A 17662-nucleotide genomic window follows, 5' to 3' on the forward strand; every position below is an offset into this window, starting at 1 on the left:
AAAAAATAAAAGATATGAAATTCTATTATAAAATGATCTGCCTGGTTGTGCTTTGTATCGCAGGTACATCTTGTAAAAAATATCTGGATGTTGTTCCCAATAACGTTGGTACGCTTGATTATGCCTTTTCGAACAGAAATGAAGCAGAAAACTACCTTTTTGGTTGCTACAACTCCTTTCAGAGCTTAAATCGCGAAGTGGTAAACAACGTAGGCTTTGTTACCTCGTCGGAAATTATTTACCCAAATCTTGATGACAACCCTTTCAATAAAATTACAGGTCCTGGTTTCAAACTGATCAGGGGAGGGGTACAAAATGTATCAAGCCCGGTAATCGATAACTGGACTGGTAATAACGGTGGACAGAATATTTATGTTGCCCTGAGAAGGTGTAACATTATGCTCGAAAACATCAACAAACCTTACGACCTGAAAGATGATGAAAAGAAGAGGTGGATTGCAGAAATTAAATTTTTAAAGGCTTATTACCATTATTACCTGATCAGGTTATATGGGCCGATTGTATTAATCAAAGAAAACCGCCCGATTGATGGCTCGATTGAAGATACAAAAGTTAAACGTTCAACTGTCGACGAATCTTTCGCTTATGTAGATCAATTGCTTAACGAAGCTGTTGTTGATCTGCCATCGGTTGTGGTAAATCCGCTTTTAGAGTATGGCCGTGCAACCAAGTCAATGGGTTTGGCGCTGAAAGCCGAGGCACTTACCACTGCGGCAAGTCCGTTGTTTAACGGTAACCCCGATTTCGCCGGTTTTAAAGATAAAGATGGTAAAAACCTGTTTTCAACTGCTGTTGATCCTCAAAAATGGAGTTTGGCTGCAAAAGCCTGCAAAGCCGCTATCGATGAATTTGAAAAGCAGGGTGGTGCATTATATAACCTGGTGCCTACCAATAAAGTCGAAAATGTTTCCGATAAACTGAAACGTGTACTCACCATTCAAATGGTAATAGCCGAAAAACGCGATCAGAATCCGGAGCTGATCTGGGGAGCACAATATGGTTTTGATTATCAGGGTTATGTATTTCCAAAATTAACTTCTGATGCCGTTGCCTTTGGTAACGAACAGCCCTCAAACTGGTCGGTGCCACTTTCAACTACCGAACTATTTTATACCAAAAACGGCGTGCCCATCAATGAGGATAATACCGGGGCATTCGATTATGCCAACCGCAATACTTCGCAATTTGGCGATACCGATAATCAATCCTATATCAAATTGGGTTACGAAACTGCAAAGGCAAACTTTAACCGGGAGCCAAGGTTTTATGCCGATTTAGGTTTCGATGGCGGGATCTGGTTCGGAAACGATAAACGGAATGAAAGCGATGCTTTTTATGTACAGGCCAGGGGCCCGTTCGCTATCGCCGGACCGAAAAGTCAGTTTGCGACTAACATTACCGGGTATTGGCCTAAAAAACTGGTTCCTTACCTGTCTATCATGAACAATGGTATCCAGTTCGAAACTTTTTATATCCCCGTGGTTCGCCTTGGTGGTTTGTATTTACTTTATGCAGAAGCGTTAAACGAAGAAGGAGCAGCACCTAAAGCCGATATCCTTTCGTGGGTAGATAAAGTACGTACCAGGGCCGGTTTACAGGGCGTAGCAACATCATGGCAAAATTATTCGAAAAATCCAGCCAAGCCTGATACGAAAGAAGGCCGCCGCGATATTATCCACCAGGAAAGAAGGATCGAATTATGTTTCGAAGGTCAGGCTGGATGGGATCTGCGCCGCTGGAAAGAATTACAGGGTGTATTGAGCAGGCCATTGCAGGGTTGGAACGTAAACGAAGGCAGTGCGGTAAATTATTATCGCCCGAGAACGGTTGCGGTACCATTTTTTGGCCTGAAGGATTATTTCTGGCCAATTAAAAATTCTGAAGTGGTGATCAATGAGAACCTCGTTCAGAACCCATTCTGGTAGATGTCAATTTTGAAGATTAATATTCAATTATAGATTATGAAAAAGATTAATTACAGAAAAAACCTGGTGTTTTTGACGTTAGCAGTGACCTTGGTTACCCTATTTTTTGCTTCTTGTAAAACAGCAGAAAACAGTTTCGAAGCCGTTTCTGACGATATGACAAAACCAGGTCCGGTAAGCAACGCCAAAGTGGAAAACATTGATGGTGCTGCAAGAATTACCTATAGTTTGCCCAACTCGAAAAACCTTTTATACGTTTTGGCCCGCTATTCTATTAACGATAACCGCACCAGGGAAACCAAATCGAGTTATTATACCGATACCATTATGGTTGATGGTTTTGCCAAAGAAAAAGATTATGATGTTACTTTATATGCGGTAAGCCGCGCCAACGTGATGTCTGATCCGATAGTGGTAAAAGTTCACCCTAAAACACCAAATTATATTGCCGTTAACACCGCTTTTAATATCACTGCCGATTTTGGTGGAGCCAGTTTCTTTGGCTTAAACCCGAACAGGGCAGCGCTTTCTGTACACCTTTTGGTTTTTAACGAAAAAACAAAAACCTTTGATGAACAGGATCCTGAATATGTAAGCTCCGATACGATTGATGTTTCTATCCGTAACCTTAATCCGGTGCCTTACAAAGTAGGAGTATACACCAAAGATCGTTTTGGCAATACCTCCGATACGGTGATCAAAACCCTTACTCCATTATTCGAAACGCTGTTGGATAAGAGCAAAATGGCAACCTACCGCCTGCCAAGTGATGCACCGATTTATCCGGGCTGGGATTTCAAATATTTCTTCGATAACAGTTTGGGCGAGCCAGGCTGGCATACCTTAAGCTCACCGCGCACCTTTGGCACCATGAGTTTGGGCGTTAATGCCAAAATAAGCCGCTTTGTAATCTGGCAGCGACCGAACGATTACTTTGGTTATCAGAATACCCGCAAGTTTACTTTCTGGGGCTCAACCAAAACCAATCCGGCCGATTCTCCATTACCTACCGGATCGGCAGAAGGTACTGTTGCAGGCGACTGGATTAACCTGGGTAATTTTGTTTTCCCAAATCCACCATCGGGTTTAGCACCTAGCCAGGCCAATGATGCCGATAAAGCATTTGTGGCCAAAGGGGTAAACTTTAAAATGCCACGTACCGCCCAGCCGGTTAAATACCTTAGGTACGAGGTTACCCAAACCTGGGGCGGCCTGGATTATGTACATGCGTTGGAAATCAACCTGTATGGAAGTATTCAGTAGTAATCAGTATATAAACAAGAAATAGATCATGAAAACTATAGTTAAAATTTCGCTCATCTGCTTCATATCCATTGCTTTCTTTTGCTGTAAAAAGTATGCTGATGATTATAAAGCTTTTCTGGATAACAAAGAGATTAAATATTCGGGTAAAATTGCCAAAGCAGGTTACAATACAGGTAACCTGCGGGCACAGCTCGTTTGGAATCCAAGTCCTGATCCGAGCATTACCAAATATGTAATTACCTGGAACAATGGCGCCAGTAAATTAGAAGTGCCTGCTACTTCGCACAACCCGAGCGATCTGGTAAAGGTAATTATCCCTAACCTTGATGAGTATGTGTACACTTTTTCGGTGGTATCGTACGATAGTGATGGCAATAAATCCATCGCAACCGAAATCAATAACGTAAGGGTGTATGGGGCAACCTATATTTCAACTTTGCTTAATAGAAGTGTGAATACCACCGAGCCTTATACTTTTTTGGCAGATGGTACCTTACGTTTAAACTTTAATAAAAGGGATACCATGAATGTGGCTACCACCATCCGTTACACCAACACACTTGGCGCTACAGAAGAAAGGCAGTTATTGGCAGATGATAATGCCATTGTGATCCCCAATTATAAAAGCGGAACCGGAATACAGTTCAGGTCGTCATACTATCCGGAAATAGGTTCTATCGATGCCTTTAACGCAGCACAGTTTTCGGATTTCCCGACGATTGTAAAATATATCCTGTGCGACCGTTCGCTGTTCAGCGAGTTACATCTGACTAACGATGCCGGTATTTACGATTCGAACACCACCATCAATAAACTTTGGGATGGAAGTGTTGGTGCGCAAAATTATCCTAATATTTTCCACAGCGATGGAAACAGCGGAATGCCACATGTAATCACTTTCGATTTAGGTAAAGTTTATAATAATTTATCGCGCATTGAAGAAACCGGAAGAGATTGCTGTAATAATCCCGATCGTTTCGAAGTTTGGGGTATTGCCGATTTAACCAATGCCACCACCACGTTAAAAGGAAGCGATAATGGCTGGCCGGCCGAAGCAACATCAAAAGGCTGGACATTGCTAAAAGATATTACCAGAACAGATGATGGTAAAAATCCTTTAATATCGCCATTAAGCAATGGAGGGAAACCGATCCGTTACATCCGCATCAGGATTAAACATGTAACCACCGGCGATGGCAATTATAGCAATATGAGCGAGCTTAGGTTCTGGGATATCCAGTAACGCTTTTTGAATACACACACACCACACACACAAATGAAACCAATTTTTAAAAAGCAACCGGTAATTGTACTTTTTTTGCTTTCTTTTTTAATCAATAACACCACCTCGGCCCAGCAAAAGCCATTTAAGCTTTGGTACGATAAACCTGCCAGCCGTTGGGAAGAAACTTTGCCCCTGGGTAATGGCCGTTTGGGTATGATGCCCGATGGCGGGATAAACGACGAAAAGGTGGTGTTAAATGATATTACTCTTTGGTCTGGCGCACCACAGGATGCCAACAATTACGAGGCCTATAAAAATCTTCCCGAAATCAGAAGATTGATCCTCGAAGGTAAAAACGACGAAGCCCAAAACCTGGTGAACCAGAATTTTGTATGTACCGGAAAAGGATCGGGCGGCGCCAATTGGGGCTGTTTCCAGATGCTGGGTAACCTCGATATCAAATATTTATACGATGGAAAGGATAAAAACCCAACGGCATATAACAGGGAATTACAGCTGAATAATGCCCTTGCCATTACCGGTTTCACCCTCAATAATGTACATTTTAAAAGGGAATATTTTACCAGTTTTAGTGGGGATGTAGCCATTATCAGGATTACTGCAGATAAACCCGGACAAATTAACTGTAAACTTTCGCTTAGCCGCTCCGAACGCGGGGAGAGCCAGGTAAAAGGAAACCGGATTGAACTTTCGGGTCAGCTGGATAATGGTATCGACGGGAAAGGTATGCAGTACCTCACCTTGCTGGAACCTGTAATTTCCGGCGGTAAAATCAGTAAAAACGGTAAAATATTGGAAGTAACAAAAGCCAATGTGTTAACCATTTACCTATCGACCAAAACGAGTTATAAAGATGAAAAATTCAGTCAGAATGCCACACTTTTGCTCGATAAGGCCCTGAAACAGGATTACGCTGCCGAAAAATTAAAGCACCAGCAGGTTTTTCAGAACATGTTCAATAGGTTGGATATCGATCTTGGAACAGGTGAAAACAGCGCTTTAAGCACCGATAAACGCCTGGCTTTGTATTATAAAAATCCAGAAGCCGATTTACAACTACCAGCTTTGTTTTTTCAATATGGCAGGTACCTGAGCATTTCGAGTACCCGCGTAGGGCTTTTGCCACCAAATTTGCAGGGACTTTGGGCCAACCAGATCCATACCCCATGGAACGGTGATTACCATTTGGATGTGAACGTACAGATGAACCACTGGCCATTAGAAGTAGTGAATTTATCCGAGCTGAACCTTCCTCTGGCCGATCTGGTAGAAAACATGGTGCCTAACGGACAAAAAACAGCCAAAGCTTATTATAATGCCGATGGTTGGATTGCACACGTAATTACCAATATCTGGGGTTTTACCGAGCCTGGCGAAAGTGCCTCTTGGGGTGTTGCCAATGCAGGTTCGGGCTGGTTGTGCAATAACCTGTGGGATCATTATGCCTTTAGTAAAGATCTCAGTTACCTTAAAAAAATATACCCGATTATTAAAGGTTCGGCACAGTTTTATAGCAGTGTATTGGTTGCCGACCCAAAAACAGGCTGGATGATGACGGCACCATCCGTATCGCCAGAAAATAGTTTTTACATGCCCAATGGCAAAACAGCAAATGTAACCATTGGCCCAACCATCGATAACCAGATTGTTCGTGAACTTTTTACAAACGTAATCGATGCCGCTAAAACACTCGGTTTAGATGCCGGTCTGCAAAAATCGCTTCAGCATAAACTAAGCCTGCTTCCACCTGCCGGAAGGGTTTCTAAAGATGGCCGCATTATGGAATGGATCGAAGATTATAAGGAAACCGACCAACAGCACCGCCACATTTCCCATTTATATGGTTTGTATCCCGCATCGCTGATTACCGTTGATGCTACACCCGATCTTGCTGAAGCTTCGAAAAAAACACTTAATGTACGTGGTGATGACGGGCCAAGCTGGTCAATCGCTTATAAACTATTGTTTTGGGCAAGATTGCGCGATGGAAACAGGGCCTTTAAATTGTTTAGGGAACTGTTAAAACCTACACAGCGTACCGATATTAATTATGGTGCTGGTGGGGGCGTGTACGATAACCTGCTTTCTGCCGGACCGCCATTCCAGATCGACGGGAACTTTGGCGCCACGGCCGGCATCGCCGAAATGCTGATCCAGAGTCACGAAGGTTATATCAGTTTATTGCCTGCCATACCCGATGCCTGGAAAAAATACGGAAATGTTAAAGGTTTAAAGGCGAGGGGTAATTATACCGTGAATTTGAGTTGGAAAGATGGTGTGGTAACCCATTACCAGGTTTTTTCGGCTGCCGGAAGCCCGGTTAAAGTTAAAGTAAACGGGAAACTGATTAATGTGGTTTCTTCAAAAAAAACAGGTTAAGCAGAGCGATTTGTTTCTTACATCTACCAAAGTATAATGAATAGTACCAATACAAAAGAAGATAATATCATCACCGGGGTAAATGAGATCAAGCTCATTAAGATCACCAATAAACGCGGAGCATCCATTTCGCTTAGCAATTATGGCGCGTCTCTGGTATCAGCATTAATGCCCGATAAAAATGGTCAGCTGGCTGATGTGGTATTGGGTTTTGCCCGATTAGAAGATTATTTTGATGACCAGAATTACCTGGGTGCAACTATTGGCCGCTTTGCCAACCGCATTGCCAATGGAAAATTTGAATTGGATGGTAAAACTTTTCAGCTGCATACCAATGACGGTGCGCACACTAACCACAGCGGATCAAATGGTTTTAGCAATAAACTGTTTCATTACCTAACAGAAGGCAATAAGGTCATATTTACACTGTATAGCGAAGAAGGTGAAGGCGGTTTTCCCGGCGATTTGCATTGCTCGGTAACTTACGAATTAACTGATCAAAATGAAGTTTTAATCAACTATCAGGCCCATTCGAACCAGAAAACCATTGTGAGTTTAACCAATCATGCCTATTTTAATTTAAGTGGCAAACAGAGTGATATTTTCGATCACCAATTATACATTCCTTCCGAAAAGATGTTGGAAATGGATCAGGATTATCTCCCAACAGGAAAAATCGTTTCTACATTAAAAAGCACTTTTAAAGGGCAACAGATCGCAGAAATAATTACCGAAAATAACAACAAAGGTTTAAATAATTATTACCTGCTGAAAAAGCAAACGCCAACTGAGCTTGTTCTGGCTGCCGAACTTTCACATACCTCTTCGGGTAGAAGATTAAAGGTTTTTACCGATAGCTATGGCGTGCTGCTTTACACCGGCGATTTTTTAGATACCACAGGCTTTGGTCACCACGGTAAACCTTATACCGCATTTAATGGCTTGTGCCTCGAATGCCAGCATTATCCCGATGCACCAAACCAACAGATAGCACCTGCCGTAACCATAGAAAAGGGGGCAGTTTATCAACAGAAAATTATTTACAAGTTCGATACGATATGACGATGATACGTTTTTTACCCATTTTTTTAATACTCTTTTTAATTGCTCAGATCACTTTTGCACAGAAAAATTATACCCTAAGCTCGCCCGATGGAAACATTGAGGTAAACATTGCCACTGGCAAAACTTTAGGTTATTCTGTTAACCTAAAACAAAAGGAAATCATCACTTTTTCGCCCATCGGTATGGAAATGGATAACGAGAACCTGGGTAGTGGCGATGTTCCCGATAAAACATCGAACCAGAAAACAGCACGTTACAATGCCTTAACCCTCAATTTTGGCAAACGTTACGATGTGGTTTTCAGGTTGTATAATGAGGGTTTTGCATACCGTTTTATTACCCATTTAAAAGATTCGGTAAAAGTCATCAACGAAACGGCTACCTTTAACGTTAACCCAAAAGCTGCGGCAATATTACAGGAAACCGATAACTATACCACCTGGGAAGGTATTTACACGAAATCGGATGCAGTAGAAGCCATCGCGGCAGGAAAAAGGGCTACAACGCCTGCACTTTTTGCTTATCCGGAAGGAACTAAAATAATTGTTGCCGAAGCTGATCTTTTCGATTACCCCGGCATGTATGTTAAAAAAGATAAAACAGGCTTCGTGGGCGAATGGGCACAATTACCATCGCTTGCTGTACCCGGCAGTTGGGGCAATTTCGTCTCCGTGGTGAAACAACGTTTTCCTTTTATTGCCAAAACAACTGGCGAACGGGCTTATCCATGGCGTTTGGCCATTATCGCTACTGATGATAAACAATTGTTGACCAATCACCTGGTTACCGAACTGGCCACACCTTCAAAAATTAAAGATACCAAATGGATTAAACCAGGGAAAGCGGCCTGGGAATGGTGGCACGATTCCTTATTGCCCGGCGCCCCGATCCCATCTGGAATGGATAACCGCAATACCGCATTGTATAATTATTACGTAGATTTTGCGGCCAAATATAAACTCGAATATTTAATGGTTGATGCGGGTTGGTCTGACAACTATAATCTGACTAAAATCAATCCGAAAAATGATATCAGGGCGGTTATTGCCAATGCGAAATCGAAAAATGTGGGGGTGTTTTTGTGGTGTGTAGCCACTACCTTGCTTAAAGATTTAGATAAAAACCTCGATTTTGTAAAAGCTATTGGTGCGGTGGGATTAAAAGTAGATTTTATCGATCGCGACGATCAGGAAGCCATTAAATGGTTTGAAATCATTGCAAAAGCAGCAGCGAAAAGAAAACTGATGATTAATTTTCACGGCTGCAGTAAACCCACCGGACTGGAAAAAACCTATCCAAACATTGTAAATTATGAAGCAGTAAGAGGTGCCGAATCTGATAAATGGGATTATTCTATCAATCCGGATCTACACCTGTTAACACCCTTTATTCGTATGCTGGCAGGTCCGTTTGATTATACACCCGGTGCCATGCGCAATAAAACCAAAGAGACTTTTAAACCTATCGATCCGGGATTACCTTCTGGTCAGGGTACACGTTGTCACGAACTGGCCATGTATATCATCTATCACCAGCCACTGGCTATGTTATCCGATTCGCCAAGCGCTTACATGAAAGAAGATACCATTATGCGCTATTTATCGGTAGTGCCAACGGTTTACGACGAAGAAAAAGCACTCTCGGCAAAACTGGGTGAAGAAGTGGTAATGGCCAAAAGAAAAGGTAAAACCTGGTTTGTTGGTGGTATGGGCAATTGGAATGAACACAAGGCCAGCGTCGATTTTTCTTTCCTGCCATCAGGAGAATATCAGGCCGAAATTTATAGCGATGCCCCTAATGCCAATGCCGATGCAACAGCATATAGTTACAAAACCATCACCGTGAACCGAAAAACCATTTTGCCAATTAATATGGCAAAGGGTGGCGGTTTTGCCATCGTTATCCATCCTTAATTACACATTGTTTATTCAGAGAACCTATATTATATGAAATTATCAGTCACCTTATTTTCGGGCCTAATGTTATGCTTGCTGGAGGTTAAATCGCAAACGGTTATACCTATAGAAACCAAACAAAATGCCATTGTATTACAGGCCGATCCCAAAACCAATGTTAAAATGGTGTATTACGGGCCTAAACTGGCTACGCAAAGCGATTACGCCAATATTTTAAGTTCTTATAAACAGGGCAGCGATTATACCGGTGTAAACGACGAGGCTTATACCACTTCGGGTACCAGAAATTTATTCGAACCGGCCATTACCGTTACCCATGCCGATGGCAACAATTCACTCGATCTGCATTATGTAAGTCACAGCGTGAAAAAAGAATCCGATAATGTTTCCATTACCAGTATCGTATTAAAAGATCCGGTGTATCACCTCGAAACCACCCTTTATTACAAGGTTTATTACAACGAAAACGTGATAGAGCAATGGAGCGAGATCAAAAATAACGAGAAGGGCAATGTAACCCTGCACAAATTTGCTTCTGCCAACCTGTATTTAAGGGGAGGTTCTTTTTTCCTTACCCAGTACCATGGCGATTGGGCAAAAGAAATGCAGCCTGAAGAAACGAAAATTACCCATGGGATAAAAACACTTGATTCGAAACTGGGTACACGTGCCAACCTGTTCCAGCCTTCTGTTTTTATGGTTTCGATGGATAAACCGGCTACAGAAAACGAAGGAACCGTACTTTATGGTACGCTGGCCTATAGTGGTAACTTTCGCACCGACCTTGAACTTGATCATTTGGATAATCTGAGGATCATTTCAGGCATCAATAATTATGCATCGGCCTATAGCCTAAAACCGAATGAGGTTTTTACCACACCCGCTTTCCTTACTACTTTATCGAGCACCGGTAAAGGTACCGCAAGCAGGAACCTGCAATCATGGGCTCGTAATTACCGATTATTGGATGGTAAAGGCACCAGGTTAACTTTACTGAACAACTGGGAAGCTACCTATTTCGATTTCGATGAGAATAAACTGTTCGGATTGATAAAAGATACCAAAAAACTAGGTGTAGACATGTTTTTACTGGATGATGGTTGGTTTGCCAACAAATATCCACGCAATGGCGATGTTGCAGGTTTAGGCGATTGGGATGAAAACAAAAAGAAATTGCCTAACGGGATCTCTTCACTGGTTAAAGAAGCCAAAAACAATGATGTAAAATTCGGAATCTGGATTGAGCCTGAAATGGTGAATCCTAAAAGTGAACTTTACGAAAAACATCCTGATTGGGTGGTTAAAGAAGCTAAAAGGGAAGAGTTTTATTTCCGGAACCAACTGGTACTCGATTTAACCAACCCGAAAGTACAGGATTTTGTTTTCGGTGTGGTTGATGATCTTTTTACCAAAAACCCTGAACTGGCCTACATTAAATGGGATTGTAATGCGGTAATCTACAATGCACATTCCGCCACCCTTAAAAACCAGTCGCATTTTTATATCGAATATGTGCGCGGGTTGTACAAAGTGCTCGAGCGCATCAGAAAGAAATACCCAACCGTACCCATGATGTTATGTTCTGGTGGTGGCGGCAGGGTAGATTATGGTGCCTTACAGTACTTCACCGAGTTTTGGCCAAGCGATAATACCGATCCGTTAGAACGTATTTTTATGCAATGGGAATATTCTTATTTCTACCCGGCCATTTCGAGCTCTAACCACGTCACCGATTGGGGTAAACAACCCATTAAGTTCCGTACTGATGTAGCCATGATGGGCAAAATGGGCTTCGATATTGTGGTTAGCCATTTATCGCCGAACGACTTAGCTTTTTGTCAGGATGCCATTAAAACCTATAACCAGGTTAAACCGGTAATTTGGCAGGGCGACCAGTACAGGCTTTCGAACCCCAGGGAAAACAGTGTAGCTTCGATGTTATACCTTACCGAAGATAAAAAAACAGGTATTGTATTCAACTACCTTGTAAACAACCGCTACGCTGAGGGAAGTAAACTGCCAATCAGGTTTAATGGTTTAGATGCTGCCAAACAATATAAAATCTCCGAGATCAATGTATATCCGGGTGCAAAATCATCCATAGATGATACTAAAACCTATACCGGTGATTTCCTGATGAAAATTGGTTTTAACCCTGATGTAAACCTAAGTAGAACCAGTGTAGTGTTAAAAATAGAAGCACAGTAAAATATTCTCAGCCTTAGTATGGTGGGTTAATACCATGCATGTACCGTAAGAGCTGGTTACTCTTACGGTTTTTTTGTTCTATCGGTTGGTGTCTCACCAATCGAAATCATGGGGTTCTTTGCAGTTAAAAAGGGCTACAGATGCCCAGAAAATACGCAAAATCCTCGTGCTATCGTCATTACTAGGGACGTCATCTCGACCGTAGCAACGCGGAGTGGAGAGATCTATCCAGATAGATTTCTCGGCTGCGCTCGAAATGACGGTAACTTTAAGGGAGTTTGCGCCCTTAGCGTTTTCCCTCTGTGCCCTTTGAGGTTAAAACCGCGCAAATAAATTTAAAACTCATACATATTGTTAGCACGCAAGTTTTCAATTGCTGCAATAGCGCTTGTTCTTAAATTAAGCTCACCATCGGTATCTTTCTCTATTTCTATCAAAGATTTATGTGCATGTTGACTAAAAAATAAATTAGCCTGTGCATGGTATCCCACTAAAAAATCAGTTAATGAAATTACATCAGCATTGAAGCCCTCACTTTCGAAATTAAACTCACAAGAGCTGTTATAAGAAATAAATTCTTCTTCACCTATTGAAATTGAAACATGCATGTTCCAGCTATTTGGCCCATTAGGTGTAATAATGTTTTCATCATCAACAGCATGCTCTACATAGTATTGGATATTAAATTTAACGAACAGTGTGTTTAGCCCCTCAATCTTCTCTCCGGTAAAACCAAAGCCAGACTCGTAACGGCCAGGAGGTTGACTTTCTGCCAGATATTCTTCATTGTAGATGTATTCATTTATCCTGATGGGCTGTACATTAAATATTTTCATTGAAACGTAATTTATATGGTGTTGATAATTCGATTTAGGGATTTTTCTTTATTACTGTAATTCAACGGCCTCGAGCTGTTTTAAAGATACATTGTTTTTATCGGTTAGGGTTCCGCCACTTCATTCCATACCGTCATTTCGAGCGGAGTGCAACGTAGTCGAGAAATCTATCTCGAGATAGATCTCTCTCCCGAAACTTCAGAACTGCGCTTCAGTTGAGATGACGATCCTTTTTTTAAGTCTATCAATGATAGTGTAGTCGAAGAATTCGGTGCCCTCTGTGATTTTCTCTGTGTACTCCGTGGTAAAAAAGTGCACTTTACGCATACAACTTTGTGCCCTTTGCGGTTAAATTCTTACTTTTAAATCGTTTTACCTAATCCTATATAAACTAACCCGATATGAAATCATCCTCAATATACAGTATAGCTTTAAGTACAATTATATTATTTTCTTCCTTCATCCCAAAACCCAAAACCAAACAACCTGCCGATTATGTAAATCCATTTATTGGTGCCACCACAAGCATAGGCCTCGCTGGGACTTATCACGGTTTAGGTAAAACATTTCCTGGCGCTGCCACACCTTTTGGTATGGTGCAGGTAAGTCCGAATACCATTACGGGCGGCGACAATGGTTCGGGCTACAGTGACGAACACCGAACTATCGAAGGTTTTGCCCTTACCCAGATGAGTGGCATCGGTTGGTATGGCGATATGGGCAATTTCCTGGTGATGCCCACTACAGGCGACTTAAAAACTGCCGCTGGGAAAGAAAATGGTGTTAAAGGCTACCGCTCGGTTTATGATAAAAAATCAGAAAAAGCTTCGGCCGGATATTACAGCGTACAACTCACCGATTATGCTGTAAAAGCAGAGTTAACAGCAGCCACACATAGCGGAATGATGCGTTTTACCTTTCCCGAAAATAAACAATCGAGGATTCAGATCGATCTAGCACGCCGTGTTGGTGGCACCTCAACCTTACAATATGTAAAAGTAGTAAACGATCATGCTATCGAAGGATGGATGAAATGTACACCTGAAGGTGGTGGTTGGGGCAATGGAGACGGACTGGCCGATTATACTGTTTATTTTTATGCAGAATTTAGCAAGCCCTTAAAAAATTATGGCGTTTGGTCGGCAGCAATTCCCGATAGTTGGAAACGCAAGGCCGAAAATGTATTTAGTGATGAATACCAGTCGGTAATTGCTCATTCAGCCATTTTAAAAGGTACAAAAGAGAAAGAAGGCAAACATTTAGGTTTTTATACCGAATTCGCTACCAAAAAAGGGGAACAGGTGCTGATTAAAACCGGGATCTCCTATAACAGCATTATAGGTGCAAAAGCGAATCTGGGCAAAGAAATCCCCGATTGGAACTTTGACAAAACCAAAGAGCAAGCCCGGTTGAAATGGAATGATGCCCTTTCTAAAATCAAGGTTACAGGTGGCACAGAAGATGAAAAAGCCGTTTTTTATACGGCTTTATACCACACCCTGATCGATCCGCGAACCTTTGAAGATCTCGACGGCAACTATTTTGGAGGCGATGGGAAAATCCATCAATCTAAACAGTTTACCAAGCGGACCATTTTTAGCGGTTGGGACGTTTTTCGTAGTCAGATGCCGTTGCAAACCATTATTAATCCAGTCGTGGTGAATGATATGGTCAATTCGCTGGTTACACTGGCCGATGAAAAACAGAAAAATTATCTTGAGCGCTGGGAATTGCTTAATGCTTATAGTAGCTGCATGATCGGTAATCCTGCCGTTTCCGTGATTACCGACGCCTACCAGAAAAATATCCGGAATTTTGACGTGCCCAAAGCCTACCAGTTATCGGTGAACAGTGTAGAGAAATTCGGGAATGGCGATCGGGGTTATTCTGCCGAATCTGCCGGAATTGCCCATACTTTAGAGTATGCCTATACTGAATGGTGCGTGGCCATGTTGGCAAAGGATTTGGGGAAAGTAGCCGACCAGGAAAAATATACAAAGAGAAGTTTATCCTATAAAAACATATTCGATCCCGAAAAAAAATGGTTCAGGCCAAAAGACGAGAATGGAAACTGGTTGCCATGGCCGGCAAAAGGCAGGTTGCAGCAGGATTATGGTTGTATAGAAAGTAATCCTTACCAGCAGGGCTGGTTTGTGCCGCATGATGTTGAGGGGATGGTGAATTTAATGGGCGGAAAAAAAAGTGTAATTGCCGATTTAAATGCATTTTTCGATAATGCACCCGAAAACATGAAATGGAACGATTATTACAACCACCCGAATGAGCCGGTGCATCATGTTCCGTTTTTATACAATAGGTTGGGGGTGCCCTGGCTTACGCAAAAAAGGACCAGGGATATTTGCCGCAATGCTTACCATAACAATGTAGAAGGCTTGGTTGGTAATGAAGATGTCGGGCAGATGTCGGCCTGGTATGTACTTGCTACCGCTGGTTTGCATCCTGTTTGCCCTGGCGATAACCGTTACGAAATCACAAGTCCGTTGTTTAATACCGTTGAACTAAAGCTCGACCCAATTTATGCAAAAGGAAAAGCCTTCACCATCATCGCACAAAACAATTCGGCCGAAAATATTTACATTCAGAAAGCCACCTTAAATGGCAAAATTTATAACAAGTGTTATTTAAACCACGATCAGATTATCAACGGTGGAACTTTGGTTTTAACTATGGGCAATCAACCTAATAAAAGCTGGGGACTTGAATAATGTAAAACGGATGATGTAAAATGGAATTTCTGCGTTGATCCGCGAAATCAGCGGGAGCCAAAAAAGGTTTTTCTAAAATTGTCGTCATTGCGATGAGGGTTTTTCAGCCGAGGGAGTAATCTTACAACGATCCCTACCTCGCGTACTTTTTAAGATTGCTTCGTGCCTCGCAATAACGACCTTTTTTATTAAAATCTGCAAGATAGATCTCTCCACTCCGCTGTGCTTCGGTCGAGATGACGGCCGTTTTTATTAAGTTGCGATCAATATCAGCCGCGGATGCACAGAAAACACGGACAACTTTTCATAGTTTATCATAGAATAAACTTGACATGCTGAGCGGAATTGAAGCATCTTTTATAGGCGGTATCAGTATGAATAATCCATCAAATGTTTATCCGATCAACCTGTTTTCTGATAAACGTGATATGTTGTCTGCAATTTTTTTTATAATTTAAAATTTATGACTAGGCCTTAAACATTGTTTTTAGGCTATTTTCGTATTAAATTTTCCCATTTTAAGTCTGTGCAGCTATAATTTATAAGCTCTCAAAAAACATAAAATTATATTATTGATTAGTGTGATCGTATTGTCCATGTTATTGCGTTGATAATCCATTAAATTACCTGCTGAAGGTGTTGGATGCTTAAGATTGGATAATTAGTTTTGAATATCAGATTTCAACATTAAATCTGCTAACCAAATACACATCATAATGGACAATCAAAAAGTTGCTTACAATAATACTTACATCCTGGGAATCTCTTTTATATCGGCATTGGGCGGATACCTTTTCGGGTTCGATTTTGCCGTAATATCCGGTGCATTACCCTTTTTACGTACCGAATTTGCACTTAATGCCTATTGGGAAGGTTTTCTTACCGGTTCTTTAGCACTGGGTTGTATTTTGGGCTGTGTGATGGCCGGCAATATTGCCGATAGTAAAGGCCGTAAACCAGGCCTGATGCTGGCCGCATTAATATTTGCTGCATCCTCTATCGGGATGGCACTTTCTCACAACCTTACTATTTTTATCCTCATGCGTTTCGCCGCAGGCATTGGCGTTGGAATGGCTTCGATGTTAAGCCCCATGTATATCGCCGAAGTTTCTCCGCCCGAAAAACGTGGTAGAAATGTGGCAATCAACCAACTTACCGTCGTAATCGGAATTTTGGTCACCAACTTAATCAATTATAAACTGGCCGATTATGGCGTAAATGCCTGGAGATGGATGTTTGGTTTAGGTACCGTTCCTGCTGCTTTGTTTTTATTGGGCGTTTTGTGGTTGCCCGAAAGTCCGCGTTGGTTAATCAAAGCCGGCAAAATTGATCAGGCCAAAAAAGTGCTTAACAAAATCGGTAACTCTTATTTTGTAGAGCAAACTTTTGCTACAATCAGCACTTCAATGGGTGGTGGTGAAGACAAGCAGACTTACAAAGCTGTTTTTGCAAAAGCCATCCGTCCGGCGGTAGTAGTGGGGATCACTTTAGCCGTTTTTCAGCAATTGTGTGGGATCAATGTGGTATTTAATTATACCTCAACCATTTTTGAAGCAGTAGGTGCCAATTTAGACAGGCAGCTTTTCGAAACCGTTGCCATTGGTATTGTGAACCTGGTATTTACCATTATTGCCATGTGGCAGGTAGATAAACTAGGCCGCAGGCCTTTAATGCTCATCGGTTCATTAGGACTGTCGATATTGTACATTATCCTTGCCTTTCTTTTGCAAAGTAACGCGCAGGCCAACCTGGTTTCAGTTTTTGTATTGCTGGCCATCGCTACCTATGCAACCTCATTAGCCCCCGTTACCTGGGTATTGATCTCAGAAATTTTCCCGAACAGCATCAGGGGGAAAGCTTCTTCTGTAGCTATTGTAGCATTGTGGAGTGCTTATTTCGTGCTGGTATTTACCTTCCCGATCCTTGCAGAATGGCTCGGTGCATTCGGACCTTTTTACCTTTATGCAGTAATCTGCCTGGCAGGTTTCTTCTTTGTAAAACGCAAAGTGAAAGAAACGAAAGGACAAACCCTGGAAGAGCTGGAAACGAGTTTAATGGGACATTAAGTCCAAAG

The 17662-nt window shown here is 41.9% G+C and carries 10 protein-coding genes; 9 read left to right on the top strand and 1 reads right to left on the bottom strand.

From position 1 onward, the window contains the following. Nucleotides 1-14: 14 nt before the first annotated feature. Genes R2R28_RS00170 through R2R28_RS00200 form a run of 7 tightly spaced genes read left to right on the top strand, consistent with a single transcriptional unit; the run spans nt 15 to nt 12026 of the window. Entirely contained in the window at nt 15-1946 is a 1932-nt protein-coding gene (locus R2R28_RS00170) for a RagB/SusD family nutrient uptake outer membrane protein (RefSeq protein WP_316823681.1), read from the top strand. A gap of 36 nt (nt 1947-1982) precedes the next feature. Further along, nucleotides 1983-3209: a DUF4959 domain-containing protein gene (locus R2R28_RS00175; RefSeq protein ID WP_316823682.1), complete on the top strand. Its 1227-nt coding sequence runs from the start codon at nt 1983-1985 to the stop codon at nt 3207-3209. Between the two features lie 28 nt (nt 3210-3237). Further along, the gene (locus R2R28_RS00180) at nt 3238-4455 is read left to right on the top strand and encodes a DUF4998 domain-containing protein (RefSeq protein WP_316823683.1); all 1218 of its coding nucleotides are present in this window, start codon (nt 3238-3240) and stop codon (nt 4453-4455) included. Between the two features lie 33 nt (nt 4456-4488). Then, nucleotides 4489-6837: a glycoside hydrolase family 95 protein gene (locus tag R2R28_RS00185; protein WP_316823684.1), complete on the top strand. Its 2349-nt coding sequence runs from the start codon at nt 4489-4491 to the stop codon at nt 6835-6837. Between the two features lie 36 nt (nt 6838-6873). Further along, on the top strand, nt 6874-7899 hold the full coding sequence (locus tag R2R28_RS00190; protein WP_316823685.1) for an aldose epimerase family protein: 1026 nt from the start codon (nt 6874-6876) through the stop codon (nt 7897-7899). A 2-nt stretch (nt 7900-7901) separates the two neighbouring features. Further along, nucleotides 7902-9815 (top strand): glycoside hydrolase family 97 protein, encoded by a 1914-nt coding sequence (locus R2R28_RS00195; protein ID WP_316823686.1) that lies wholly within the window; start codon nt 7902-7904, stop codon nt 9813-9815. Nucleotides 9816-9848: 33 nt separating this feature from the next. Next, the gene (locus R2R28_RS00200; protein ID WP_316823687.1) at nt 9849-12026 is read left to right on the top strand and encodes an alpha-galactosidase; all 2178 of its coding nucleotides are present in this window, start codon (nt 9849-9851) and stop codon (nt 12024-12026) included. A gap of 335 nt (nt 12027-12361) precedes the next feature. Here R2R28_RS00200 and R2R28_RS00205 read toward each other — a convergent pair whose 3' ends face one another. Then, a complete protein-coding gene (locus tag R2R28_RS00205; protein WP_316823688.1) occupies nt 12362-12862 on the bottom strand; it encodes a hypothetical protein in 501 nt (166 codons plus the stop codon). A gap of 401 nt (nt 12863-13263) precedes the next feature. Here R2R28_RS00205 and R2R28_RS00210 point away from each other — a divergent pair, with 401 nt between their 5' ends. Together R2R28_RS00210 and R2R28_RS00215 are read left to right on the top strand one after the other, a co-directional pair. Next, complete coding sequence (locus R2R28_RS00210; protein WP_316823689.1) at nt 13264-15588, top strand: GH92 family glycosyl hydrolase; 2325 nt, start codon at nt 13264-13266, stop codon at nt 15586-15588. Between the two features lie 704 nt (nt 15589-16292). Next, nucleotides 16293-17654: a sugar porter family MFS transporter gene (locus R2R28_RS00215; protein ID WP_316824173.1), complete on the top strand. Its 1362-nt coding sequence runs from the start codon at nt 16293-16295 to the stop codon at nt 17652-17654. Nucleotides 17655-17662: the final 8 nt, after the last annotated feature.

It is taken from the genome of Pedobacter miscanthi (assembly GCF_032678605.1).
In the GTDB taxonomy this organism is placed as follows: domain Bacteria; phylum Bacteroidota; class Bacteroidia; order Sphingobacteriales; family Sphingobacteriaceae; genus Pedobacter; species Pedobacter miscanthi_A.